General features: G+C 69.7%; 26 protein-coding genes. 16 read left to right on the forward strand and 10 right to left on the reverse strand.

The window, feature by feature from the left end; all coding sequences use genetic code 11:
• Positions 1–152 precede the first annotated feature (152 nt).
• Positions 153–3,011, forward strand: coding sequence for a response regulator (locus ACSQ14_RS13045; RefSeq protein WP_436013397.1), 2,859 nt, complete (start codon positions 153–155; stop codon positions 3,009–3,011).
• A 62-nt stretch (positions 3,012–3,073) separates the two neighbouring features.
• Entirely contained in the window at positions 3,074–3,469 is a 396-nt protein-coding gene (locus tag ACSQ14_RS13050; protein ID WP_436013399.1) for a hypothetical protein, read from the forward strand.
• Between the two features lie 8 nt (positions 3,470–3,477).
• Here ACSQ14_RS13050 and ACSQ14_RS13055 read toward each other — a convergent pair whose 3' ends face one another.
• Positions 3,478–4,074: a YceI family protein gene (locus ACSQ14_RS13055; RefSeq protein WP_436013401.1), complete on the reverse strand. Its 597-nt coding sequence runs from the start codon at positions 4,072–4,074 to the stop codon at positions 3,478–3,480.
• A 133-nt stretch (positions 4,075–4,207) separates the two neighbouring features.
• On the opposite strand from ACSQ14_RS13055, the gene ACSQ14_RS13060 reads away from it, so the two are divergent.
• The 3 genes from ACSQ14_RS13060 to ACSQ14_RS13070 are packed head-to-tail and all read left to right on the forward strand — an operon-like array spanning position 4,208 to position 6,210.
• The gene (locus tag ACSQ14_RS13060; RefSeq protein WP_436013403.1) at positions 4,208–5,014 is read left to right on the forward strand and encodes a YceI family protein; all 807 of its coding nucleotides are present in this window, start codon (positions 4,208–4,210) and stop codon (positions 5,012–5,014) included.
• Between the two features lie 54 nt (positions 5,015–5,068).
• Positions 5,069–5,635: a cytochrome b gene (locus tag ACSQ14_RS13065; protein WP_436013405.1), complete on the forward strand. Its 567-nt coding sequence runs from the start codon at positions 5,069–5,071 to the stop codon at positions 5,633–5,635.
• Positions 5,636–5,649: 14 nt separating this feature from the next.
• Positions 5,650–6,210 (forward strand): YceI family protein, encoded by a 561-nt coding sequence (locus ACSQ14_RS13070; RefSeq protein WP_436013407.1) that lies wholly within the window; start codon positions 5,650–5,652, stop codon positions 6,208–6,210.
• A gap of 39 nt (positions 6,211–6,249) precedes the next feature.
• Here the strand turns inward: ACSQ14_RS13070 and ACSQ14_RS13075 are convergent, their stop codons facing one another.
• From ACSQ14_RS13075 to ACSQ14_RS13085, 3 genes are all read right to left on the reverse strand, one after another.
• A complete protein-coding gene (locus ACSQ14_RS13075) occupies positions 6,250–6,621 on the reverse strand; it encodes a VOC family protein (protein ID WP_436013409.1) in 372 nt (123 codons plus the stop codon).
• Between the two features lie 44 nt (positions 6,622–6,665).
• Entirely contained in the window at positions 6,666–7,514 is an 849-nt protein-coding gene (locus ACSQ14_RS13080; protein WP_436013411.1) for an SDR family NAD(P)-dependent oxidoreductase, read from the reverse strand.
• 80 nt (positions 7,515–7,594) lie between these two features.
• Positions 7,595–8,401, reverse strand: coding sequence for a sugar phosphate isomerase/epimerase family protein (locus ACSQ14_RS13085; protein ID WP_436013413.1), 807 nt, complete (start codon positions 8,399–8,401; stop codon positions 7,595–7,597).
• 172 nt (positions 8,402–8,573) lie between these two features.
• Here ACSQ14_RS13085 and ACSQ14_RS13090 point away from each other — a divergent pair, with 172 nt between their 5' ends.
• A complete protein-coding gene (locus tag ACSQ14_RS13090; RefSeq protein ID WP_436013415.1) occupies positions 8,574–9,308 on the forward strand; it encodes a GntR family transcriptional regulator in 735 nt (244 codons plus the stop codon).
• A gap of 321 nt (positions 9,309–9,629) precedes the next feature.
• Positions 9,630–12,080, forward strand: coding sequence for a TonB-dependent receptor (locus ACSQ14_RS13095; RefSeq protein ID WP_436013417.1), 2,451 nt, complete (start codon positions 9,630–9,632; stop codon positions 12,078–12,080).
• An 89-nt stretch (positions 12,081–12,169) separates the two neighbouring features.
• On the opposite strand, the gene ACSQ14_RS13100 is transcribed toward ACSQ14_RS13095, so the two are convergent.
• Complete coding sequence (locus ACSQ14_RS13100; protein WP_436013419.1) at positions 12,170–12,649, reverse strand: glutathione peroxidase; 480 nt, start codon at positions 12,647–12,649, stop codon at positions 12,170–12,172.
• 151 nt (positions 12,650–12,800) lie between these two features.
• Between ACSQ14_RS13100 and ACSQ14_RS13105 the strand changes: the two genes are divergently transcribed.
• Positions 12,801–13,985, forward strand: coding sequence for a cytochrome P450 (locus ACSQ14_RS13105; RefSeq protein ID WP_436013421.1), 1,185 nt, complete (start codon positions 12,801–12,803; stop codon positions 13,983–13,985).
• Between the two features lie 138 nt (positions 13,986–14,123).
• Entirely contained in the window at positions 14,124–14,549 is a 426-nt protein-coding gene (locus ACSQ14_RS13110; protein ID WP_436013423.1) for an SRPBCC family protein, read from the forward strand.
• 68 nt (positions 14,550–14,617) lie between these two features.
• On the opposite strand, the gene ACSQ14_RS13115 is transcribed toward ACSQ14_RS13110, so the two are convergent.
• The 3 genes from ACSQ14_RS13115 to ACSQ14_RS13125 all read right to left on the reverse strand — a co-directional run bounded on the left by ACSQ14_RS13115 (position 14,618) and on the right by ACSQ14_RS13125 (position 16,658).
• Entirely contained in the window at positions 14,618–15,112 is a 495-nt protein-coding gene (locus ACSQ14_RS13115; RefSeq protein WP_436013425.1) for an OsmC family protein, read from the reverse strand.
• Positions 15,113–15,211: 99 nt separating this feature from the next.
• A complete protein-coding gene (locus ACSQ14_RS13120) occupies positions 15,212–16,045 on the reverse strand; it encodes an alpha/beta fold hydrolase (protein WP_436013427.1) in 834 nt (277 codons plus the stop codon).
• A gap of 328 nt (positions 16,046–16,373) precedes the next feature.
• Positions 16,374–16,658, reverse strand: coding sequence for a DUF1971 domain-containing protein (locus ACSQ14_RS13125; protein WP_436013429.1), 285 nt, complete (start codon positions 16,656–16,658; stop codon positions 16,374–16,376).
• 261 nt (positions 16,659–16,919) lie between these two features.
• Between ACSQ14_RS13125 and ACSQ14_RS13130 the strand changes: the two genes are divergently transcribed.
• From ACSQ14_RS13130 to ppk2, 6 genes are all read left to right on the forward strand, one after another.
• Positions 16,920–17,798 carry a dienelactone hydrolase family protein gene (locus tag ACSQ14_RS13130; RefSeq protein ID WP_436013431.1) on the forward strand — a complete coding sequence of 293 codons (879 nt, stop codon included), beginning with the start codon at positions 16,920–16,922 and terminating at the stop codon, positions 17,796–17,798.
• An 81-nt stretch (positions 17,799–17,879) separates the two neighbouring features.
• Positions 17,880–18,869, forward strand: a complete 990-nt coding sequence (locus ACSQ14_RS13135; RefSeq protein WP_436013433.1) for a sensor histidine kinase — start codon at positions 17,880–17,882, stop codon at positions 18,867–18,869.
• A gap of 93 nt (positions 18,870–18,962) precedes the next feature.
• Positions 18,963–19,178 carry a metallophosphoesterase family protein gene (locus ACSQ14_RS13140; RefSeq protein ID WP_436013435.1) on the forward strand — a complete coding sequence of 72 codons (216 nt, stop codon included), beginning with the start codon at positions 18,963–18,965 and terminating at the stop codon, positions 19,176–19,178.
• Positions 19,179–19,243: 65 nt separating this feature from the next.
• Complete coding sequence (locus ACSQ14_RS13145) at positions 19,244–19,633, forward strand: helix-turn-helix domain-containing protein (protein WP_436013437.1); 390 nt, start codon at positions 19,244–19,246, stop codon at positions 19,631–19,633.
• A gap of 300 nt (positions 19,634–19,933) precedes the next feature.
• On the forward strand, positions 19,934–20,221 hold the full coding sequence (locus ACSQ14_RS13150; protein WP_436013439.1) for a hypothetical protein: 288 nt from the start codon (positions 19,934–19,936) through the stop codon (positions 20,219–20,221).
• Between the two features lie 98 nt (positions 20,222–20,319).
• The gene (gene ppk2 / locus ACSQ14_RS13155) at positions 20,320–21,135 is read left to right on the forward strand and encodes a polyphosphate kinase 2 (protein ID WP_436013441.1); all 816 of its coding nucleotides are present in this window, start codon (positions 20,320–20,322) and stop codon (positions 21,133–21,135) included.
• A 13-nt stretch (positions 21,136–21,148) separates the two neighbouring features.
• Here the strand turns inward: ppk2 and ACSQ14_RS13160 are convergent, their stop codons facing one another.
• Both ACSQ14_RS13160 and ACSQ14_RS13165 read right to left on the reverse strand, forming a co-directional pair.
• The gene (locus ACSQ14_RS13160; RefSeq protein ID WP_436013443.1) at positions 21,149–21,379 is read right to left on the reverse strand and encodes a hypothetical protein; all 231 of its coding nucleotides are present in this window, start codon (positions 21,377–21,379) and stop codon (positions 21,149–21,151) included.
• 108 nt (positions 21,380–21,487) lie between these two features.
• Positions 21,488–22,318 (reverse strand): hypothetical protein, encoded by an 831-nt coding sequence (locus ACSQ14_RS13165; protein ID WP_436013445.1) that lies wholly within the window; start codon positions 22,316–22,318, stop codon positions 21,488–21,490.
• Between the two features lie 92 nt (positions 22,319–22,410).
• On the opposite strand from ACSQ14_RS13165, the gene ACSQ14_RS13170 reads away from it, so the two are divergent.
• Positions 22,411–23,787 (forward strand): SLC13 family permease, encoded by a 1,377-nt coding sequence (locus tag ACSQ14_RS13170; RefSeq protein ID WP_436013447.1) that lies wholly within the window; start codon positions 22,411–22,413, stop codon positions 23,785–23,787.
• Positions 23,788–23,821 lie beyond the last annotated feature (34 nt).

The raw sequence follows: 23,821 nt of genomic DNA on the forward strand, positions 1-23,821 counted from the left end.
GCGGTGCAGGTCGTCCTCGCCGCGCACGGCCGGCTCAATCACGCCCAAGCGTTCCTCGACTAAGGCTCGCTCGAAGGCCGCGCTCCTCAAGGCCCCGGCAGCCGCGCACTGATTATTTACAAGTGTAGATCACGGTTACGCCGAGGACCGACTTGCGCAGAAACCAGGAATCCATTTCCGCAAAGCTTGGGCTGGCGATCGGTCTTTCGGCCGCCACGACGACGTTTCTGTGCGTGCTCGCCATCGGCGGGCTGCTGGTCGCCCGCAGCGCGACGGGGGCGGTGGAGATGGCGCGGGCGAACGCCAGCGCCATCGCCGGCGAACTGGCCGAACGGCTGAACCGCGGCGCCCAGGTCACCCAGGAACTGCAAGGGATCGTCAGCTCGGCGGCGCGCTACCGCGCCCTCTCGCGGCCGCGGGTGCTCGAGATCACCCGACACATCCTGCAGCGCGAGCCCGACGTCTACGGCGTCTGGCTGATCTCCGAGCCCGACGGCTTCGACGGACGCGACCGGGCGTTCCGCGGCGCATTCGGCTCCAGCGCCCGCGGCGAGTTCTTCCCCTACTGGTATCGCACTGAGCAGGGTCAGCTGGTGCAGGACACCACCGGCCGGCGCGACAACGTCGCAGAGGACCGCAAGGCCGAGTTCTACCGCTCGCCGGTCGCGCAGAACCGCATCATCGTCACCGAGCCCTACGTCTGGCGGATGGGCGAAGGCGCCGGCGAATGGAAGACCATGGCCAGCATCAGCGGCCCGGTGCGGGTCGACGGCAAGCTGGTCGGCGTGGTCGGCGTCGATATCTATCTGACGGACCTCGCCCAGGAACTGAACGGCCGCGCCAATGGCAAGGGGGTCCGCTACGCGCTGATTTCCGACGCGGGCCTCGTGGTGCTGTCCAACGACCCCGGCCTGATCCGGCAGCAGGCGTCCAGCCTGCCGCTATCTCCGCGCCTGCTGGCCCGCGCCTCGGCCGCCGGCCACGCCGGGGTGACCGGCGACTGGGCGGGCGAACGCGTCGCCATGGTCGCCCTGCCGATCAATTTCGAGGCGGCGCAGACGCCCTGGCGGCTGATCGTCGCCGAACCGCTCAACGGCGGCTTCACCGGCACGCTGAAACTGCTCGGGCTGGCGATCGCCGGCGGCGTGCTGCTGACCGCGCTGGCGGCCTACATCGGCCGCCGGCTCGGCCGCGGCCTGGCCAGCCCGGTCACCCAGATGGCTCGGGCGATGCGGCGGATGGCTCAGGGCGACATGGACGCGCCGATCCCGCCGGCCGCCGGCAGCATCGAACTGGCGGAGATGGCCGAGGCGCTGGAGGCCTTCCGCGACTATGCGGCCCGCGCGGTCAGCGCCGAGACCGCCCGCCGGGACGCCGAGCGGCTGGCCCGCGAGCGCTCGGCGCAGCTGCGCATCACCTCCGCCAACCTGCCGCTGCAGGCCTTCCTCGAACTGATCGTCGAGGAGATGCTGCAGGTGACCGGCGCCGGCGCGGTGGTGGTTGGCCTCGTCGAGGACGACGAGATCGTCTATCGCGCCGCCTCCGGCGAGCTGTTCGGCTACCTGGGGCTGCGCATTCCGATCGAAGGCAGCATCTCGGGCGCGACCGTGCGCACCCGCAGCGTGCAACTGTGCGAGGACACCTTCACCGATCCGCGGGTCCACCCTTCGCTGATCCGCGAAACCGGGCTGCGGTCGACCGTGACGGCGCCGCTTTGCGACGGCGAGCGGGTGTTCGGCGTGCTGATGATCGGCTCGAAGTCGCCCTTGGCCTTCGTCACCCAGCACGCCGCCGACCTGGCGGTGTTCGCCGACGTGGTCTCCGCGGCCATCGCCCGCGAGCTGACGCGTGCGGCGACGGAGAACGCCAACCGCGCGAAGTCCGAATTCCTCGCCAACATGAGCCACGAGATCCGCACGCCGCTCAACGGCATCGTCGGCACAGCCGAGGTGCTGGCGCGCTCGGACCTCGCGCCGCGCGACCGCGAGCTCGTCGACATCATCCGCGCCTCCGGCGAGACGCTGGCGAGCCTGCTCTCCGACATCCTCGACCAGGCGCGGATCGAGGCTGGCCGGCTGCACATCGAGATCGCGCCCTTCCACCTCGGCGACCTGGTGCGCGCGACCGCCGACCTGTGGCGGCTGCGCGCCGACGAGCGCGGCGTCCAGCTCACCGCGCAGGTCGCGCCGGAGCTGGACCGCGCCTTCCTGGGTGACGCCCTGCGGGTCCGTCAGATCCTGACCAACTTCGCCTCCAACGCGGTGAAGTTCACCGACGTCGGCGGCATCCTCGTCGAGGCCCTGCCGGGCCCCGAAGGCCGGATCCGCCTATCGGTGACCGACACCGGCGTCGGCTTCGACGCGACCCAGCGCGGCAAGATCTTCGGCCGGTTCGAACAGGCCGACGGCTCGATCACCCGCCGCTTCGGCGGCACCGGGCTCGGCCTGGCGATCAGCCACCAGCTCACCGGCCTGATGGGCGGAGCGATCGACTGCGCCAGCGCGCCGGGCGAAGGCGCGCGGTTCTGGGTCGACCTGCCGCTCACCCCGGCGGAGCTGGAACAGCCTTTCGCCGAGGCCGCGCCGGCGACCGCGCCGGACCCCGGTCTGCGGGTGCTGATCGCCGACGACCATCCGACCAATCGCAAGGTGGTGGAGCTGATGCTCGACCAGCTGGGGGCCTCCTATGTCTCGGCCCACGACGGCGCCGCCGCGCTCGAGGCGTTCCGGGCCGAGCGCTTCGACGTCGTGCTCATGGACATGCAGATGCCGGTGCTGGACGGCCTCTCCGCCACCCGGGCGATCCGCGACCACGAACAGCAGCTGCGGCTGGCGCACACGCCGATCGTCATGCTGACGGCGAACGCGCTGCGCGAGCACGTCGAGGCGAGCAGCGCGGCCGGCGCCGACTGCCACCTGGCCAAGCCGATCACCGCCGCCGCCCTGTTCCAGACCCTGGCCTGGGCGCTGGAGCCGCAGGCCCACGAGATCCCGCAGGCCGCCAGCGCCTGAAGGCTGGGCCGTTGCGCCCCGGCGTGAGAGGGTGGCGCCCGGCAAGCTCGAGGTTGGCGCACATGGCGACCATCATGACGCCGCTCAGCGGCGACGTTTCGCAGTTCATCGCCCCCTGGAGCTGGTTCGTCCGGCAGGCCGGCCAGCTGGGACTGATCAACATCAACTTCGGCAACACGCCTGCGCCAGACGTCGAAGCCCAGGTGCTCGAGGACGTCGGCTCCTACGGCCGCCAGCTCGGCCGTCTGGCCGACGCGGTGGAGGTGCTGGTCGCCACCCTCAACCGCAACAGCCTGAGCCCCGACCAGCAGGCGGCGATCTCGGCGTTCGAAACCCAGCTCAAGGAGGTGCGCCGGGTGAAGGCCTCGGCCGGCCGCGGCGCTCAGCCGTCGCTGCTCTCGCCGGTCCCCCGGCTGCGACGCGCCGCGACCCCGAAGCCGAGGGCCAGTGACGGCTAGGCGCTCGGCTACTTGCGGAAGAATTCGAGCTCGAACTGCAGGTCGACCTCGTCGCCGACGAACTGCTTGACCTCGGTCACCCCGAAGTCGGAGCGGTTGATCCGCCCGGTTCCGGAAAAGCCCAGCCGCGTGCCGCCGCCCATCATCCCGGGGCCGACGCCGTTGAAGACGACATCCAGGGTCACCGGGTGGGTGACGCCGCGCAGGGTCAGGTCGCCGGTCAGCTTGCCGGTCCCCTCCCCGGTCACTTCCAGGGCGCGGGATTGGAAGGTGATCTTCGGGTGGGCGGCGGCGTCGAAATAGCCGGCGATCTGGCGATCGAAGTCCTTGTCGCCGGTGTCCACCGAGGCGGCGTCGGCCTCGAACGTCACCTGCGGGTTACGCCAGTTGGCCGGATCGTAGGCGAAGCGTCCGTCCAGCCGGTTGAAGCGCAGGGTGTAGCGGGAGAAGCCGAGATGCGGGACGCGCGCGATCAGGCTGGCGTGCGGCTTGTCGAGCACGTACTCGCCGGCGGGGACCTGCGCCGGGTCGCGGCTCTGCGGCGCGGCCGCGAGCGGCCCCGCCGCGACCAGCGCGAGGGCCAGGACGACCGCGGTCAGACGCATCCGACGCCTCCTGCTTCCGGCGGAACAGCGGCCGGGATTGCGCCAAGCCACCGAGCGCACCGGCGAGACAACCGAAGCCATAGGCGCGCCTGGAGAAGGCGCTAAGCTACTCTGGGCAGGGAGGGCCGCCAAGTTGCAGGACGCGGGTCCGCGAACGACGCATCGGCGCCGCGCCGTCGGCGACCTGACCTGGTTTCTGCAGCTGAAGTACCCGCCGCCGCGGTTCCAGAAGCCGGTCGGCGTCGTTGTGCTGTTCATGCTGTCGCTGCTCCACCGCACCCTCGACCGGCCGCACCTCGGTCCTGGCCTCGCCTGGCCGCCGGCGGCGGACGCCTGGCGGCGGGCGCGCGCGGCGCTGGTCGCCGCAGCCACGGCGTTCGCCCTCCTCGCCGCCCCGGCCCTGGCGCAGCCGCCGCCGGTGGAGGCGCCGCCGGGCGAGTACCGGCTCGATCCGGATCGCTCGAGCCTGCGGATCAACCTGGGCTTCGCCGGCGGTCTCGGCGCGACCTCGGTGCGGTTCACCCGGCTCGACGGCGACCTCACCCACGCGCCCGGCGCGCAGGAGCGGGCCCGGGTGAAAATCAATGTCGACACGACCTCGGCGACCGCCTCGGCCTGGACCCGGCGCTCCGCCCTGGCGGCGCTGGAACCGGAGCGCTGGCCGCAAGCCAGCTTCGTCTCGGACCGCATCAGCATGGACGGCGACGGGGCCTGGACGATGAACGGGCGGCTGACGCTGCGCGGCGTGACCCGCCCGATCACCCTGCACGGGGGGATCGCCGAGCCGACCGGCGCGCCCAGCGCGGACGCGCCGCGGTTGCGCTTCATCGGCCGCGGCCGCATCCATCGCTCGGAGTTCGGCCTGCCGGCCCCGACGCTGACCCGCGACCAGATGGAGCTGCGGTTCGACGTGGAGTTCGCCCGGCGGCGACCTGATTGACCGGCGCTGCAGCCGGTGGGACGCTTCAGGCTGCGCGGGACGAGATGATTGCCCATGGCCCGGTTCAGGCGGTCTGCTGAGCGCTACAGCGCAGTCGCCGCGACGCTACACTGGCTGCTCGCCGGCCTGCTGGTCTTCCAGCTCGGCCTGGGCGCCTGGATGGTCGGCCTGCCGCTCGGCCTGCAGAAGTACCAGTTGTTCCAGCTGCACAAGTCGCTGGGAATCCTGATCCTGCTGCTGAGTCTTATGCGGCTCGGCTGGCGGCTCGCGGTCCCGCCGCCGCCGCTCGCCGCCTGGCTCAAACCCTGGGAGCGGACTGCGGCGCGCGCGGTCCATTGGGCGCTCTACGGCTTCATGGTTGGGACGCCGCTGCTCGGCTGGGCGGCGATCTCGGCCGCCCCGGGCCCGGCCCCGACCCGCTTCTTCGGCCTGTTCCTGTGGCCGGCGCTGCCGATCGTCGACGGCGCCGGCAAGGCCTGGCAGGACGCGCTCGGCTCGGCCCACGGGGTGTTCGCCTGGACGGGCGCCGCCCTGATCGTCGTCCACGTCGCCGGCGCGTTGAAGCACCAGTTCATCGATCGCACGCCGGAGCTGCAGCGGATGCTGCCGTTCCTGCGCTGAGCCGGAGCCGGATCATGACACGCCTGGGCTTGTTGCTGGTCGTCGCCGCGGCGCTCACCGCCCCGGGGGCGGCGCTGGCCCGGCCCTATGTCGTCGATCCCGCCGCCTCGAAGCTCAGTTTCACCGGGACCTTCGACGGTCGCCCGTTCACCGGCGCCTTCCAGAAGTGGGACGCGCAGATCAATTTCGACCCGGCGCATCTCGACGCCTCGAAGGCCGTGGTCGTCATCCAGACCGGCTCGGTGCGCACCGGCACGGCGGAGTACGACAAGACCATCGGCGAGCCGGCCTGGTTCGCCGTGCGCCAGTTCCCGACCGCCAAATTCGTCGCCAGCACGTTCCGCAAGACCGGCGCGAACCGCTACGAAGCCGTGGGCCAGCTGACCATCCGCAACGTCGCCCGCCCGGCGACCCTACCGTTCACCCTGCAGCCGGAGGGCCCACGCACCCGAATGCGCGGCGAACTCACGCTCGACCGGACCCAGTTCGGCGTCGGCGCGGGCGAGTTCGGCGGCGATCAGCCGCTGAAAAAGGCGGTGCGCGTGCAGGTCGACCTGCTGGCGACGCCGCGCTGAGCGGGGATCGGCAGCCTCGCCCGCCGTCGCGCGATGCCCTCAGGCGCTCGTGAAGTTCAGTTCCAGGGCGACGCCGTGCGGATCGGTGACAAAGACCTGGGTGACGCCGGGGGTCAGGTTCTCCGCCATGGCGAACTTGATGTTGCGCGCTTCGAGACGGCTGAGAATGTCGGCCTTGCCCTCGCAGTTGAGCGCAACGTGGTCGATCGGTCCGGTCGAGGTCGAATCCGCTCCGAGCACTCGGAAATGGATGATCGCATTGCCTTGGCGATCAAACAGCCAGTTGCTCTGGTTGCCCATGACGACCGGCCCCTGGCGGAACTCGAAGTCGAAGAGATCGACGTAGAACTTGGCGGAGCTCGCGACATCCGTCGTTCGGATATTGACGTGGTTCAGTCCGGTCACCGGCATCTCATCGCTCCTCTACGCCCTCATCGTCGCAGACGCGGGCCGTCTCACTCAAGCCCGAGCGCGCTGGCGTCGAACGACGGCTTGCCGATGTCGCCGCTGGCGAAGGCGGCGGCCTTGGCGCGGATGTAGTCGTCGGGCGAGACCGCCCATTCGCGCAGCGTCTCCCACAGCTCCGCGTGGGTCGGGATCAGGATCCGGCCGGCTTCCATTCCGTCGGCGAGGGTCCGCGCGGTCTCCGCCTGGCTCTTCACCTGCAGATGGCTGCCCGGGCCGCGCATCTCCATCTCGCCCGAGAAGCTCTTCATGCTGTCCGGCGAGGTGGTCATCACCGGGCCGGGGCACAGGCAGCTGACGCGCACGCCCTTCGGCTCCAGGTGCAGCGCCAAGTTCTGCGACATCGACACCACCGCGGCCTTGGAGGCGGCGTAGGGGATGCGGTTGATGGCGAACGGATAGAGCCCGGCGAACGATGCGGTGTTGACGATGTGGCCGGCGCCGCGGGCGAGCATCTTCGGCACGAAGACCTCGAGGCTGCGAACCATGCCCATCAGGTTGACGTCGAACATCCGCTGCCATTCGCCGAGCGGGATGTCCTCGACCCACCCGTTGTGCAGGACGCCGGCGTTGTTCATGACGATGTCGACCGCGCCCAGGCCGCGTTCGGCCGCGTCGGCGGCGGCGCGCACCGACTCCGCGCTGGTCACGTCGCAGCCCAGCCCGACGGCCTGACCGCCGGCGTCGCGGATCCGCTGCGCCGCTTCCTCCGCTCCGTCTGCGTTGATGTCGGCGACTGCGACCCGCGCGCCGCGGCGGGCGAACTCCAGGGCGATGGCCCGGCCGATGTTCTGCCCGGCCCCGAAGATGAGCGCAGTCTTGTTCTCAAAAGTGGCCATATCCTGATCTCCCTGGAGTCCCGAAAAAGCGACCGCCAGACGGCTCCCTCGCCGCCCGGCGGTCAGGGGAGTGACGTGAGCTAGAGGGCCGCCTCGGCGAGGAGGGCCGAGGCGAGCTGCGCGCCGCGGCGAATCGCCGAGCCGTAGCCTTCCTTTTCGATCTCCGGGCCGAGCACCTCGAGGTCGAACGGGCCCTGGTAGCCGGTGGCCAGCACCTCCTGCAGCAGCCGGCGGACCGGCAGTTCGCCCTCGCCGATGTGCGCCCGCCCGCCCGGCGAGGGCCGGCCGGGTGCGCCGATGAGCACGTCGCAGATCTGCGCCAGGCAGATGTGCGGCGCGGCGCGCTGCAGCACCTGCGCCAGGTCGCGCTCCATCCAGCAGTTGCCGAAGTCGGCGACCAGCCCAAGGCCCGTGCGCTCCGACACGTCGACCGCGTCGCGCAGGGTGTTGACGAAGGAGACGTCGGTGCGCAGCGACGGTTCGAAGCCGAGCCGCACGCCGCGCGACCTGGCCTCCTCGACCGACGGCGCGACCGCCGCGGCGAAAACCTCCAGCACCTCGCCCCAAGGCGCTCCGGTCGTGCGGCCCGGCGGGAGATAGACCGTGCCGCCGCCGGTCGCGGCCAGGGCGTCGAAGACGCTCCGGAGCAGGCCGCGCTGGGCCTCCCAGGTCTTGGGCGCGGCGAGATCGAATGCGCCGGTGACCACCGTGCTGATCCGGATGCCCGCCTCGGTCACCCGCTGCACCTTGCCGGGGATATCGTCGGCGATCTTCGAAATCAGCAGGCCAGCCCAGGGCAAGTCCAGTTCGCGCCACAGCGCCAGGTCCTGCTCGAACGACCAGTGGAACGAGCTGAGCGCGGAGATCGAAAGGCGCGGATGGGTCATCGGTCGGCCTCCTCGATCGCCACTTGAGGATACTGTTTTAGGCGCATCAACCGAATTCGCAATCCACACCCGACATTCAGTCTACTTTTATGTAGAGCTGGACGGCTCCGCCGCCGGCCCGCCAACCGAAGACCGCTGGACCAATCGGAACTCCTATGATTGATCGCAGCGCGTGACGACGAAACAGCCCAGGTCCACCATCGCTACGGCGGCGCAGCAGTTGCGCGCCTTAGCCATGAGCGTCGACGCGGGCGCGCTGCTCGGCGGCGAAGAGGCGCTGGTCGCCAAGCTGGGCGTCTCGCGCGCGACCGTCCGCCAGGCCGCCCGGCTGCTCGAGCGCGAGGGGCTGCTGCGGGTCCGCCGCGGCATCAACGGCGGCTATTTCGCCAGCCGCCCGGACATCGGCACGATCGAGACCGCGGTCAGCGCCTATCTCGACACCCTCGACATGGACGCCGAGGACGTCACCGTGGTCGCCTCGGTGCTGTGGGTCGAGGTGCTGCGCAAGGCGGCGAACGTGCGCACCGAGGCCGCCCGGACCATGGCGCAGGACTATCGCGAGCGGGTGCTGGCGCTCCGCCCCGACGCGCCGTTCAAGCTGATCCTCGAACTGGAGCAGGCGAGCCGCGCGGCGATCTTCGACCTGGTCAAGGCCCGCTACATCGAGCTGATCTTCCAGATCAACATGGCCTTCGCCCAGCAGCGGATGCCCCCGACCTCCTCGGCCGACACCGAGGCGCACCACCAGTTCGTGCAGGCGTGGCGCGACGCCAAGCTGATGGAGTTGGCGGCGATCGCCGACGGCGACCCGGAGATGGGCATGCTGGCCGCCCGCCACATCCGCAATCTCTGGCACCAGCGGATCTGGCGACGCGACGCCGCCGGCCAGCTCGAAGCGCAGGTCTAGGCGCCCACCTGCGGGCAATAAAGGACCCTCTATTCAGCCGCACCGCAGAGTGGCGGCGATGGCCGCTGCGCGTCCGCGCGGAAAATCACCCAACCACGATACGAAACGCTTGCGCTCCGGCGCGATGCCGGCCTTAAAGTGCACTTTAACGGAACAATTCCGGCGAGGGGAAACGGCGACCGCCGGGACTGCGCGCCGTGCGGGCGACCGCGCGACGGCCAGCATCCCTGCGCCCGCCCCCAAGCTTGACAGTTCCACCGACGCCCTCCAGGGCATCGGCATAAGAGCAAAAAACAAGCTCGAGATCTGGGAGGGATCAACATGAAAACGAGACTGCTTAAGCGCGCCCTGTGTCTGACGACGGCGCTCAGCGCGATCGCCGCGCCCGCCTTCGCCCAACAGACCGAAGCGACCATGGACACGGTCGTCGTCACCGCCCGGCGGATGGACGAACGGCTGCAGGACGTGCCGATCTCCATCACCGTGTTCAACCAGCAGCAGCTGAGCAACCGCAACGTCGTGTCGGGCGCGGACCTGGCGACCTACACCCCGTCGCTGACCGCCAACAGCCGGTTCGGCACCAACAACACCACCTTCGCCATCCGCGGCTTCACCCAGGAGCTGCGCACCACCTCGTCGGTGGCCATCTATTTCGCCGACGTCGTCGCCCCGCGCGGCGGCAACGGCGGCCAGCCGGCCGGTGACGGCGCGGTCCCGGGCTCGTTCTTCGACCTGCAGAACGTCCAGGTGCTGAAGGGCCCGCAAGGCACCCTGTTCGGCCGCAACACCACCGGCGGCGCCGTCCTGCTGGTGCCGCAGAAGCCGACCCGCGAGTTCGAAGGCTACGCCGAAGCCTCGCTCGGCAACTACAACATGGCCCGCCTGCAGGGCGTGGTGAACATGCCGCTGGCGGAGAACGCCCGCGCGCGGGTGGGCTTCGACACCCAGAGCCGCGACGGCTACGCCAAGAACATCTCCGGAATCGGCCCGCGGCGCTTCGGCGACCTGAACTATACGTCGTTCCGCGCCAGCCTCGTCGCCGACCTGACCGAGGATCTCGAGAACTACTCGATCTTCTCCTACAACAGGTCGCACGATAACGGCCCGCTGGCGAAGCTGACCTCCTGCGTGACCTCGCCGACCGAACCGAACGGCACCTTCCCGTTCGGCCTGCTGTCCTGCCAGCAGATGGCGCGCCAGGCGAACAACGGCTTCTTCACCGTCCAGAACCTGCTGCCGGACGCCGAGAGCAAGGCCAAGCAGTGGCAGTTGATCAACACCACCACCTGGCGGGCGAGCGACGCCCTCACCATCAAGAACATCATCAGCTATTCGCGGCTGACCAGCCTGATCAAGGCCGAGTCCTTCGGCACCCAGTTCATCATCCCCACCCAGTTCGGGCCGATCCCGAACACCGGCGCGCTGGCCGGCACGCAATTCGGTTTCGCCCGGTCGTATCCGGCGAAGGGGCTCAACACCGCCGACCAGGACAACTTCACCGAGGAGCTGCAATTCCAGGGCCGCACCGAAGGCGACAAGCTGATCTGGCAGGCGGGCGCCTACTACGAGGAAAGCAATCCGGTCGGCTACAGCGGCGCGCAATCGCCGGTCCTGCTGAGCTGCACCGACTCGACGAACCTGCGCTGCACCGACGTGATGGCGGCGCTGCTCCGCCGCCCGGCCGTCGGCAGCCTCAACTACGCCATCGGCCAGGTCGCGTTCCAGAACAAGGCGCTCTATGCCCAGGGCACCTACGCGCTGCTGGACAATCTGAAGCTCACCGGCGGCATCCGCTACACCTGGGACCGCACGACGGCCACGGCGCAGTCGATCACCTACCGGTTCTTCCAGCCGAACGTGCCGACCCCGAACTGCACGCTGCTCGGCCCGACGCCGATCACTGATCCCAACATCTGCATCGGCACCAACAAGCAGAAGTCGGACAAGCCGACCTGGGTCGTCGGTCTCGACTTCAACCCGGTCGACGATGTCCTGCTGTACGGCAAGTACAGCCGCGGCTACCGGCAAGGGGCGGTCAACTACTCGGCCCCGTCCGAGTTCCAGACCTTCGGCCCTGAGAAGGTCGACACCTACGAAGTCGGCGCGAAGACCAGCTGGAGCGGCTCGGTTCCCGGCTCGTTCAACATCGCCGCCTTCTACAACGACTTCACCAACCAGCAGCTGGCGGTGGGCCTGATCAGCTCCACCAGCGCCGCGGCGCCGACCCAGGCGATCATCAACGGCGGCAAGTCGCGGATCTACGGCGTCGAGATCGACGCCTCGGTGCGGCCGTTCGAGGGCTTCACGCTCGAGGGCAGCTACGCCTACCTCAACACCAAGCTGAAGACGCTGACGACGGTGACGGCGGCGCCGGGCGGCCCCTACGACATCTTCCAGTTCGCCGCGCTGGCCGGCTCGCGCCTGCCGTTCACACCGGAGAACAAGGCGACGGTCACCGCGACCTATCACCTGCCGCTGAACGCCGACATCGGCGACGTGGCGCTCGCGGCGACCTGGGCCTACAGCGGCGACTATCTGGTCACCCAGGGCCCCTTCGGCACCCTGCCGTCGGTCAACCTGCTGAACCTGAACGCCAACTGGGACTCGATCTCCGGGAAGCCGGTCGACCTACAGTTCTTCGTCACCAACGTGACGAACGAGAAGTACTACACCGGCGTCAACGACCAGCGGACCTCGGCGGGCTTCGTCTCGCAGCAGATGGCGCAGCCGCGGATGTACGGCGTGCGCCTGCGCGCCCGCTTCGGCGGCTAAGCCGACGCCACGCTATCGGCCGGCCGCGCCCAGTGCGCGGTCGGCCAGCCCGCCCACCCGGCCCCGCCGGGTGGGTTCTTTTTTGCGCGCTAGAGCAGCGCCTCGATCGCCGGCCGGATCGCCTCCGGCTTGGCGGTAGGGGCGTAGCGGCCGGCCACCTGGCCGTTGCGGTCCAGCAGGAACTTGGTGAAGTTCCACTTGATCGCCTTGGTGCCCAGCACGCCCGGCGCCGCTTCGACCAGCCAGCGGAACAGCGGGTGCGCGGCCGGCCCGTTCACCTCGATCTTCGAGAACATCGGGAAGCTGACGTCGTAGGTCAGCTTGCAGAAGTTGGCGATCTCGCCGGCGTCGCCCGGCTCCTGGCCGGCGAACTGGTTGCAGGGAAATCCCAGCACCGCCAGGCCACGGGGGCCAAGCTCTTCATGCAGCGCCTCCAAGCCCCCGTACTGCGGGGTGAAGCCGCACTTGCTGGCGGTGTTGACGATCAGCAGCACCTTGCCGCGGAAGTCCGCCAGCGGAACCTCGCGGCCGGCGATGTCGAGCGCGGTGAAGTCATAGACGGTCGTCACGTGGAATCCCCGAGTTCGGCTGCGCCGTCATCGCCCCACCGATGGCTGCCGACGGATCCTGGGCAGCCGTTCAGTCCGCAATTGACGGCGAGTTACGATCCACTTTGTATCACATCCGGACGTTGCGTCGCCCCCGCCGCCGGAGAGCCAGATGACGATCAACTTCGATCCCTACTCGATGGACTTCGCCACCGACCCCTACCCGCTCTATCGGCGCTTGCGCGACGACGCGCCGGTCTACCATCACGAGGGGCTGAACTTCTGGGCGCTGTCGCGCTACGCCGACGTCGTCGCCGCGCACCAGGACAACGAGGCCTTCTCCAGCGCCGGCGGGGTGACCATCGAGCCGATGGTCGACATGGGCCTGCTGATCATGAAGGACGCGCCCGAGCACCGCTGGCACAAGGCGCTGGTGACCAAAGTGTTCACCCGCGACCGGATGAACGCCATGGAGCCCTTCGTCCGCGAACGCTGCGTCAGGACGCTGACCACCGCGGCCGAGAAGGGCGAGTTCGACTTCGTCAAGGACTTCGCCGTTCAGCTGCCGCTCAACGTGATCAGCGAGCTGATCGGCATTCCCGAGGAAGTGCGGGCCGACATCCATCACTTCGCCAACATGCTGCTGCTGCGCGGCGACCTCGACCTGGCCCAGGTCTACCAGGCCAAGCTGGCGGCGGACGAAGTCTACATGCAGTTGATCCGCGAGCGCCGCGCCCGGCCGCGCGACGACGTGATCACCCTGTTGATGAACACCGAGCTGGAGGACGACTCCGGCGTCGTGCGCCACCTCACCGACGAGGAACTCGCCGTCCGCTTCATGGAGCTGGCGACCGCCGGGCACGAGACCGTCGCCAAGGCCATTCCGAACGGCGCCCAGGCGCTGATGCGCTTCCCGTCCGAGCGCGCCAAGCTGCTCGCCGACCGCGCGCTGATCCCCAACGCCGTGGAGGAGATCCTGCGCTTCGACCCGCCGTCGCAGCTGCAGGGCCGCACCACCACCCGCGACGTCGAGCTGCACGGCGTGACCATTCCGGCCGGCGCCAAGACCATGCTGCTGACCGGCGCCGCCACCCGCGACGAACGCCGTTTCGAGAACCCCGACGTGTTCGACGTCAGCCGCGACAACGACGTGGTGTCGATCTACTTCGGCTACGGCATCCACCGCTGCCTCGGCATCCACCTCGCGCGGCTGGAGATCCGGGTGGCGTTCGAGGAACTCCTCGGCCGCTTCCCCGAGTTCCAGGTGTTCCCGGAGCGGGCGACCCGGCGGGTGCTGAGCAATGTCCGCGGCGCCGACACCCTGCCCTGCCAGCCCGGCCCGCAGCGCAGCCACTAGGCGGACCAGATTCGGACGCAGGCGCCGCGCGGGAGAACCTCCCGCGCGGCGCTTTCGTTAGGGACGCTGGCGGTTGCGTTTCGTCAAGGCGACGGCGCGCGCCGAACGCGACCCTGACTGCGTGAAGGAGAGCCCGTCATGGATTTCTATATCGAACGCACCATCCACGCCGCGCCGGAGGCCGTCGCCCGCATCATGTTCGATCCCGGCCGCGAGGCCGAATGGATGGCCAAGGCCGGCAGCGCCGAGCCGCTGACGCCTGGACCAATGGGGGTCGGCTCGCAGGTGCGCCACACCGCCGGCGTGCACGGCTGGCCGGTGTCGTTCGTCACCGAAGTGCGTTCCTTTGAGCCCGACCGACGACTGGAGATGGCGGTGATCAACGCCACCCGCCAAGGCGAGATCATCTACCAGGTGGCGCCCACCGCCGGCGGCTCGATCGCCACCATCCACGTGCGCGACGACGAGACCGGTCCGCACCCGGTCTCGAACTGGGCGCGCAAGCAGCAGGCCGAGGAAAACCTCGCGCGCCTGGCGTCGCTGGTGACCCACGGCCACGCCTGAACCGGCGCCGCAGCGCCGCACGGCTCAGGCTGCGCGGCGCTGGGCGTCGCCGACTTGCCCCGACATCCTCATTCCTCGCAGGCCTGCGCCATGTCGTTCGCGTGCTCGATCGGCCGCGGGTCGATCCCCTCGGGGAGCGGCAGGTCGGCCAGGATGGTGATCACATCGGAGCCGCGCTCGAGCGTCTCATGCACCGGGCAGCGCTCGGCGATCTCCAGCAGCCGGCGCCGCTGCTCCGGCGCGAGCTCGCCCTCGAGCACGATCTCGCGGGCGAAGCGGTCCTTCGCCTGCAGGCCGCCGCTGCGGTGCAGCACCCGCACCGTCACCGCCTCCAACGGCCAGCCCTTGCGCTCGGCGTAGAGCCGGATGGTCATCACCGTGCAGGCCCCAAGAGCCGAGCCCAGCAGGTCGTAGGGCGTCGGTCCCGAGCCCAGCCCGCCGACCGCCTCCGGTTCGTCGGCGAAAAACCTGCCGCTCGCCGCGCGGACCTCGACCTGATACCGGCCGCCGCCGGTTTCGCGGACCTCGACGCCCTCCGTGAGAATCCCACCCTGAACCGGCATTGTCGCCTCCGTGCACGCTGCGCTGAGCGGCCAGTGTCGCCCAGGGGCCGGGCGTTGCGCCAGACGCAAGCAGCGCCGGCGCAACGCCGCGCGCAGACCCTAGCTGCGGATGAAGGCCAGCAGGTCGGGGTTGATGATCTCCGGATGGGTCGTGCACATGCCGTGCGGCAGGCCCTTGTAAGTCTTCAGCGTCCCATTCTTGAGGAGCTTGACCGAGAGCGGCGCGGCGTCGGCGTAGGGCACGATCTGGTCGTCGTCGCCGTGCATGACCAGGGTCGGGACCTCGATCTTCTGCAGGTCGTCGGTGAAGTCGGTCTCCGAGAACGCCTTGATGCACTCGTAATGCGGCAGCGCCCCCCCCATCATCCCCTGGCGCCACCAGTTGTCGATGACGGGTTCCATCACCTTCGCCCCCGGCCGGTTGAAGCCGTAGAACGGGCCGGCCGACAGGTCGCGGTAGAACTGGGATCGATTGGCGGCGAGCTGCGCCCGCAGGCCGTCGAACACCTCGATCGGCAGGCCGCCGGGGTTCTTGTCGGACTTCACCATGACCGGCGGCACGGCGCTGATCAGCGCGGCCTTGGCGACACGTCCGCCGCCGCCGTAGCGGGCGACGTAGCGCGCCGCCTCGCCCCCGCCGGTGGAATGGCCGACGTGGACCGCGCCGGTCAGGCCCAGGTGGTCGACGACGGCCGCGACATCGGCGGCGTAGGTGTCCATCTCGTTGCCGCTCGCCGTCTGGCTGGAGCGACCGTGGCCGCGCCGGTCGTGAGCGACCACGCGAAAGCCCTGGGCCAGGAAGAACAGCATCTGGTTGTCCCAGTCGTCGCCGCTCAGCGGCCAGCCGTGGTGGAAGACGATCGGCTGCCCGGTTCCCCAGTCCTTGTAGAAGATCTCCGTGCCGTCCTTGGTGGTGACGATACCGCTGGTCATGCTGCTGGCTCCTCAGGTTAGGCGTGCCGCGGACGCGACGGCCTGGGCGATGGCGAAGCCCAGTGCAGAGCAAATCACTCCCCAGCGGTGACGCCGCCCGAACCGTGGTCGGGCCCGGCCATGGGGGCCCATTCGGAGTGACCTGCCGTCGCCGCAAGCAGGGAGTTGCCCTGTTCGCAGGCGAACCTATTCGACTGAGGAGGCGAACCGCCCTGGCGCGCCGGACGCGCGGAACATGGCAATCCGGGCGCGGCCGACACATCAGGTCAAACCCGGGGCCTGGCGTCTTCCAGCACGCGCCCCCGGTTCAGGTTGGAAGCGTCACGGTTCAGGCGCGGTGGAACTCGACGAAGAAGCGCACCGGACCAAGCGGCTCCACCTCGTGCAGGACGCCGGGCTCGACCACGCCAGGCGCGGTCTCGGCGCTCAGCACCTGCGCCTGGGGCGGGCGGCCCGGGTCGGTCACCCGATAGGTCAGGCGCCCCTCCAGCACGTGGATCAGCCCCCAGACCCCCGCCTTGGTGTTGTGCGCCCGGCGCAGAGCGGCGGGAACCGTCGCCTCGGTGAACACCTCGGTGCGCCGATAGGGGCGGACATCGCTCGGCAGTTGCATGCGCGGTCTCCCAGAAGCGCCGGCGGCAGCACATCAGCCCGCGCCGCGCCGCGACTTGATCTGGAGCAAGTCGACCGCAGCAAGCTCAGCCAAAATGCGCGGGGACGGGCCGACGCGCCGAATTGGCGAACCGCTCCGGTGTTCACCTGATGGCGGCCGCGCGTCCGCTCTGCCCGAGTTGCAGGGCCGCGGCCCTGGCGACGTCCGCCCATGGGCGATCCGGCGCGTTTGCGGCGGCGCCCGCCCGGAGCGAACGAGAGCATGGGCAAGGTGATCAGATGGATCCTGGCGGGCCTCGGGCTGACGCTGCTGGTCGTGGTGATCGCCGTCGCCGTGACCTGGTACGTGCTGATCGCCCATCCGCGGTTCCTCGAGCCCAGCGCCCGCGCCAGCCACGCGCAGATGATGGCCTCCGGCCTGAAGCTGGTGACGCCTCCGGGGCCGGGGCCGTTCCCGACGGTGCTGCTGATCCACGGCTGCGGCGGCCTTCATGGCGAAGGCGGCCGGCCCAATCCGATCATGGATGAGTACGCCCGCTCGGCGGTCGAGGCCGGCTGGGCGGCCGGCATTCTCGACAGCTACGGCCCGCGCGGCTGGGAGGCGACCTGGGCGCGCCACCGGGTCTGCACCGGCGCGCGGCTGCAGGGCTTCCGCCGCGCCGCCGACGTGCTGGCCGGCCTCGACCTGCTGCAGGTCGACCCGCGGGTCGACCGCCATCGCCTGCGCATCGCCTCGTGGAGCCACGGCGGCTGGGCGGTGGGCGATCTGGTGACGCTGAGCGACCCGGGCGACGGCAGCCTCAGCCGGACCATGGCCGATGTCGAAGGGGTCTGGTTCAGCTATCCGTTCTGCGCCTTCCCGGCCCAGGGCGGGCGACGCGATTGGCAGTGGAAGGGCCTGGTGCGGATGGTGTTCGCCGAGCTCGACACGGTGCAGCCCGCCGCCGGCTGCCTGCCGCTGGTGGAACGCGCGCGCGAAGCCGGCTCCAAGGTCGACATGGAGATCGTCCCCGGCGTGACCCACGCCTTCGACGAACGGGTCAAGTCGTCGGACAGCACCTTCCGGTTCGCCCCCGCCGCCGCCGCCCGCACCCATGCGGAGTTCATCGCCTGGCTGCAGTCCCCGCCGCTGGCCCGCTGACGGATCCCCAGGGCGCAGGGTGTACGGGTGCGCTCAAATTCAGTGTTAGGCTCTCTCGCGGACGGTTGACGGGAGACCTCGGTGGCTGAGACGACCAGCGCATCGCTCGATGACGACCTGGCGTTCGAGCGGCTGAAGCGGACGTTCGAGTGCGCGCCGGTCGGCATTGCCTTCGTCAGTCCCGCCGGGGTGCTGATCGACGTGAACCCGGCCTTCTGCAGGATGCTGGGGTACCCCCGCGCAGAGCTCTGCGGCCGGACCTTCCACGAGGTCACCCATCCCGAGGACGTCGCCCCCAACGTCGAGCTTCTGGAACGCCTCGGCTCCGGCGACATCGACGGCTACCGGATGCAGAAGCGCTACCTGCGGGCCAGCGGCGAGGTGCTCTGGGCCGATCTCACCGTCTCGGTGCTCAGGGACCCCGCCGACCGCGTCCTCAGCTACATCTCGATCATCGTCGACATCGGCGAGGCGAAACAGCTCGAGGGCCGGCTGAGCTTCCTGCTGCACGAACTGCAGCACCGGTCGAAGAACCTGCTGGCGGTGGTTCGCGCCACCACCCATCGCATCGCCGCCACCGCCACCTCGGTGAAGAGCATGCTGGCCGGCGTTGACGACCGCCTGATGGGGCTGGCGGCCTCGCAGGACCTGCTCGTGACGATGGGCCAGGGGGTCGCGCTGGCGGAGCTGGTCGAAAAGCAGATCTCGGCCTTCGTGCCGGCGAACGATGCGAGGGTGGTGATCGACGGCCCCCGGGTCGCCTTGGGACCCAACGCCACCAACACCATCGGCATGGCGCTGCATGAACTCGCGACCAACGCCTGCAAGTACGGTGCGCTGTCGGTGATCGAGGGCGTCATCCAGATCAGCTGGACGCTGGCCGACGGCGAACTGCTGCTGACCTGGCAGGAGCGCGGCGGTCCGCCCGTCTCGCCCCCCGACCACAAGGGGTTCGGCCGCAACGTGATCGAACGCTCCGCGGAGAACCTCGGCGGCGAGACGACCCTGACCTTCGATCCGGCCGGCGTGTGCTGGCGGCTAAGGGCGCCCCAGGCCGGGCTGGCGCACTAGGGATTCCGGCGGACGGAGGATGTTAGCGGAGGTCACGCGCGGCCCAGGCAAACTGGATTGCCCTGCCGCCGGTCTTTCCGCCACGTTGCCCGCATGCGTTTTGCGGCAGTCTCGGACATCCACGGCAATCTCCCGGCGCTGGAGGCCGTCATCGCCGACATCGGCGCCCAGGGGGTGACCGAGGTGGTGAACCTCGGCGACAGCCTGTCAGGCCCGCTGTGGCCGGTGGAGACCGCCGGGCGGCTGATCGCGCTCGGCTGGCCCAGCCTCGCCGGCAACCCGTCGCGAAATGAAAAAATTCTGTCGTGAACCGAAAAATCCGCCGTCTCGAGCCGAGCTAGCTTCACCGTTTGGGCCCGGGGGAAGCCGCAGCGATGGATCCTGCCGACGTTGCGCAGGCGAACGAGATCGATCTCGGCGTCGGGGCGAAGATCCGGCTGCGTCGCAAGGCGCTCGGGATCAGCCAGAAGCAGCTCGCTCGGGCGATCGGCGTGTGCTTTCAGCAGATCCAGAAATACGAGAACGCCTCGAACCGGGTGAGCGCCTCCAACCTCTGGGAGATCAGCCAGGCGCTCTATGTGCCGGTCACCTACTTCTTCGACGATACGTGTGAGGCGACGCGCGGATCGCTGGGAAACGCGCAGACGGCCTTGCTCGCATGTCCTGGCGGGGCTGAGCTTGCCGACCTCTTCCCGCGTGTGGAGCTGCGCAAGCGTCGCGGGCTCCTCGAGTTGATGCGGGCGCTGGTCCACGAGGCCAGCTAGTTCGCATGGGGGCGGCCAGAGCCTGACGCCGTCGCGCCGCGAAGCTGTGTTCTCGGGCACCCCCTTCCGTGCGGCCCGGCGATCGGGTATCAGTGGCGCAGCATCCCAGGTGAGGCCCATGCGCACGACGCGCGCGATCTCTTCGACGATGAAAATTATGACCCGCCATCATTGGACGGGGGCGATCCCGCGCGGCCTGACAACCGCCTGATCGCAAGCTTCACCCCGCTCCGGCCAGGACGCGGGGTTTTTCAAAGGGACCTTTCTCCGGCCGGCGCCAACCCTCCAGGAGAATGTCCCATGTCCCAGTTCCCCCTGCAGTCGGTCGCCGCGGCGACGGGCAGCTTCGTCGCCGACCTTCCCGCCCAGGCGCCGTGCCGCGTCGAGGCCAAGGTCGTCAGCCCTGACGGCATGCCGCTGCTCTGCGCCGTCGAGGCGGTGCTCGCGCAGACGCTGTCGAAGCCGACGACCCAGGAGCTGGTCTGGCTGAGCGGCGCGCCGAAGACCGGCGCCCACGTGCTGCAGCTCCAGGCGTTCGGACCGCACAACACCCTGCTGGCGGAAGCCACCCATGAGTTCGAGGTGTGAACTCCGCACGCGGCCATGACCGCGATGCCGGTATTCCACCCGATAGACTCCACCGCCGGCGCGCCTAGGCTGACGATCAACTTGCGGAGGTTCGCGCGATGGCACGGGCTGACAATGCCGCCGACAGCGAGCGGCCGAAGATGAAGGGTAAGGAATACCTGGAGGAGCTGCGGAAGCTTCAGGTCGAGCTCTGCTACGTGCAGGACTGGGTGAAGGCGGCCGGCGCGCGGGTGATCATCATCTTCGAAGGCCGCGACGCCGCCGGCAAGGGCGGGACGATCAAGGCGATCACCGAGCGGGTGAGCCCGCGGGTGTTCCGGGTCATCGCCCTGCCCGCGCCGACCGAGCGCGAGAAGACCGAGCTCTATTTCCAGCGCTACTTCCTGCACTTCCCCGCCGGGGGCGAGATCGTGATCTTCGACCGCAGTTGGTACAACCGCGCCGGCGTCGAATACGTGATGAAGTTCTGCACGCAAGAGCAGCACGACCGCTTCCTGGAGATGACCCCGGCGATCGAGCGTTACCTCATCGACTCCGGGATCATTCTCATCAAGATCTGGCTGGAGGTGGGGAAGGAGGAACAGGAGCGCCGCTTCATGCAGCGCATCACCGACCCCTTACGGCAGTGGAAGCTGAGCCCCATGGACCTGGAGTCCTACGAGCGCTGGTATTCCTACTCCGAGGCGCGCGACCAGATGCTGTCGGCGACCGACGTGCCCCACTCGCCGTGGCACATCCTGCGCTCGGACGACAAGAAGCGGGCGCGTCTGAACGCGATCGCCCACATCCTGTCCAGGATCCCCTACAAGCACGTCAAGCGGCCCGAGGTGAAGCTGCCGAAGCGCTCCGACAAGCACGAGTACGACGACCAGGCGACCTTGCGCGGCCGGAAGTTCGTCGAGACGCGGTACTGAACCTCAGCGGCGTTCAGTCGTCGTCGGGTTCCTGCGGCCACGACCGTGGCGGCAGCCGGCTCATTTCCCGCGCGCGCAGCAACACCCGGTCGAGCGGTTCGCCGCGGAAGACGTAGTCGGCGAGGAAGCTGTCCAGCCAGTCGACGCCCTCGGCGCCGAGCCGTTCGACGAGCGCGGCGGCGTGGGCGGAGCAGTCGTCGATGCGCCGCTCGACTTCTCGCCCTAGAGCATCCGTTTCAGTCATCGGACACACCTCACACCGTCAGCACACAGAATACCGCAGATTTCAGCGCGCGGCTCGGACTTTCACCCGCAAAATCTAAGGCGCCGACCTCCCGGTTAGTCAACGGCGTCAGCCGGGCCGCCACTCGCTGAGTAGCTTGCCGTCCGCGTCTTCAAACGCGACGCGGTCCACCTCGGCGGCGGCGATGCAAAGCGGGCGCGCATCCGGCCCTTCTGAACGGCAGCGAATGGCGCGGCCGCCCGGGAAGGCGGTGAAGCGTCCCTCGAGCACGAGGCGGTAGCCGGCCGCGGGCGGCTTTGGCGGCGGCTCGCCGCGGATCGTGAAGCTGAAAGCCTTGCCCTCGCGCCGGCCGACGCGGGAGCCTTCGCGTTCGAACACCGCGGCGAGCCCCGCGGTCTGCGGCGACGCGGGCGCCGCGATCTCCTCTCCCGCCGTCACAGCTGGGCAGCCTTCGGCGCGCAGCCACGGCCTGGCGAGCCAAAAGCCCTCGACCGCTTCCCAATGGGCGTCGTCGCCCGCGACGATCGGCGCCTCGGTCCAGTCCTCCGGCCGCAGGCTGAGCTCGATCGAGCTTTGCCGGGGCCCCCACTTCCAGCGGGCCAGCCCCGCCCCGCCGTCCGGCGACGCCGCGCCGGGACAGCCGAAAGCCTGGCGGATGACAAAGCGGCGGCCGGCTAGGTCCTCGCCCTCGTCGGGATTCCCGGCCGCATAGGCGGAACTCGCCGCGTCCAGCGCCAGCAACAGCTCGGATCGGCCAAGCGCGACCGGCGCAAGCGTCGGGAGCCTGGGCGCCGTCGCCACGGGAACTGGCGGCGGGGCGGGGGCCGCCGGCGCAGGCTGCGGGGGCGTCTTGGCCTGGCGCTCACAGGCCGCGAGCGTCAGCCCCGAGGCGAGCAGCGCAATAGAAAGTCGGCGGACGGACTGGGGCCACTGAAGCATCGGGTCACCCTAGCATGCAGTCTCCGACGTGCGCCTCGAGCTGCACAACTTTGCGGGTTGACCTCGGTGGCGTCCGGACGTCTGCAAGGGCGATGACTTTCGATCAGATCGCCGCGCTGGTGGTGCTCGTGGGCGTCGTGGGGCTGATGATCCACGGCAAGATGCGCGCGGACGTGGTGGCGCTGCTCGGGGCGGCGATCCTGCTGGTGCTCGGCGTGGTGCGCCCCGTCGAGGTGCAGGGGGCCTTCGCCAGCCCCGCGGTGATGGCGCTGGCCGGGCTGTTCGTCATCGCCTACGCCATCGAGCTTTCGGGCCTGCTGGGACTGATGATCCGCCAGGCCACGCGCCTGTCGATGCGCGTCGGCGCGCTGGGGATCTGGATGGTGATCGGCCTCTGCGGCTCGGTCGGCGGCTTTCTCAACAACACGCCGGTGGTGGTGCTGGCCGCCCCGGTGATCCGCGATGTCGCCAAGTCGCTGGGCCTTTCGCCGAAGCGCTTTCTGATGCCGCTCAGCCACGTCACGGTGATGGGCGGGCTGCTGACCCTGATCGGCACCTCGACCAACCTGCTGGTCAACGACATGGCGCGCAACGCCGACCAGCCGGTGTTCAGCCTGTTCGAGATCACGCCGGTCGGCCTGGTCATCGCCCTGGTCGGCGGCGCCTGGCTGTACCTGGTCGGCGCACGCCAGCTCGGCCGCACGGCCGCGGCCGACGAGGCGCCCGGCCCTGCGCCCGGCCCCGACGAGAAGCCCCCGGCGGTCCACCGCGGCATCGATTTCTCCCGCCTCGGCGAAGCGCGGAACCTGCCCGACGGCTCGGGCGACGCCCGGCTGGGGGACGTCGCGCTCTACACGGCCGCCGACCGGCCGTTCCGACTGAAGTCGGCGCTGATCTCGCTCGGCGTGTTCGTCGCGGTCATCGTCGCCGCCGCGATGGGATGGGCGCCGATCGCCGCCGCGGCCTTTGCCGGCGCCGTCGCCCTGATCCTGCTCAAGGTCATCACCCCCGACGAGGCCTACGCCGGCCTGCGGCCGGAGATCCTGCTGCTGATCGCCGGCATGGTCGTCGTCGGCACGGCGATGGAGGTCACGGGCCTCGCCAAGGCCGCGGCCGACCAGCTGATCGACCTGATCCGACCGCTCGGCCCGTTCGGCGCGCTGGCCGTGCTCTACGGCGTGACCCTGTTCGCGACCGAGTTGCTGTCCAACGCCACGGTCGCCGTGCTGATGACGCCGATCGCGGTCGCGCTGGCCGAGAGCCTGGGCGTCAATCCGCGCCCTTTTCTCGTCGCGGTGATGATGGCGGCCTCGGCCGCGTTCGCCACGCCGTTCGGCTACCAGACCAATGTGCTGGTCTTCAACATGGCCAACTACAGCTACATGGACTTCGTCCGGGTGGGCCTGCCGCTCAACCTCGTGACCTGGGCCGCGGCCATGGCCGCCATCCCGATCTTCTTCCCGTTCTGATCCGGCCGCCCGGCGATCAGGAGGGCGGCCAGCG

Origin of the sequence: Phenylobacterium sp. LjRoot219 (genome assembly GCF_964252995.1) — a bacterium.
Classification (GTDB): domain Bacteria; phylum Pseudomonadota; class Alphaproteobacteria; order Caulobacterales; family Caulobacteraceae; genus Phenylobacterium.